Annotated in this window: 1 protein-coding gene; it reads right to left on the bottom strand. The window is 60.1% G+C overall.

What is annotated here, in order from left to right; all coding sequences use genetic code 11:
- Window positions 1-494: 494 nt before the first annotated feature.
- On the bottom strand, window positions 495-937 hold a 443-nt coding region (locus EOA38_RS37725; RefSeq protein WP_145966342.1), incomplete at its 5' end, for a carbon-nitrogen hydrolase family protein.

Genomic DNA, 937 nt, shown 5'->3' with positions numbered 1-937 from the left:
CACTGGAATCCTGCTCCTCACGCATCGCCAGCTTCTGCTCGACCGTCCAAGGAACGGCGCGTCCTCTGTCGGCCCGCACCCGTCGGCAGCGGCAGAGCCGTAGGCGTGCTCGCCTTCCAACAAGATGGCGCGTGGCGCTCGACCAGGTGATTGAGGAGACTGGACACCGACGGGCTGCCCCGTCGAACGGGCCTACTAAGGACTTCTGCGGACCACACACCACGGCCTTGGCTCGTCTCCATCTCGGGCCAGAAGCGCGGCGTCCACGGCGCGATCAAACGCGAGCTTCGCTGAGCCAACGAACCCGTGATCGGCCACCTGAAAGAGGATGGCAATCTGGGCCGAAGTTCGTGAGTGGCCGCCATCTCCGCGCCCCTCCTCGCATGGTTCAGGCGTCTCTGGTGGCTCATCGTGACTGCGATCCTTGAAGGTGCGACAACCCTCAGGGCTCAAACTGGGCTTCTAACGCCGAAGCTTTCGACAAAAGCGATCTGTCAGCCGTCCACCAGGACTGGTAAGGAACCATTAAGCACCTTGTAGGTATCAGCACGACGGTCCCTAATGAGGCGCGGCCCCCAATAAAGCGCTGAAGCGCCGGCAAGCCCGGCACAGATATCTACCTCCGCAGTGACTACTCCAATTTGGTCAAGGCCGCTGCTTATAATGATCCCGCCGAGCGGATCGATAATCTGGCTGAAGCCAATAAAGTTTGATCCACCATGTTCACCAACGAAATTTGATGAGATGAGCCAGCGGCTGTTTTCTAAAGCCCGCACACGGTCGAATAGGTCGTACCTGCGCACTGCGGAGTTGTTTTCGCGGTCGCCGTGGCCAGGAGTTGCGCTCCACGCGGAACCTATCACCAGCAGTTCGGCCCCCGAAAGGGTAAGTTCTCGGCACCCCTCTGGCCACGATTTGTCGTAGCAGATCAGCAGGC

Source organism: Mesorhizobium sp. M1E.F.Ca.ET.041.01.1.1 (assembly GCF_003997355.1).
GTDB lineage: Bacteria > Pseudomonadota > Alphaproteobacteria > Rhizobiales > Rhizobiaceae > Mesorhizobium.
The sequence above is the reverse complement of the archived record's forward strand: the minus strand, read 5'-3'. Positions and strand labels throughout refer to the sequence as shown.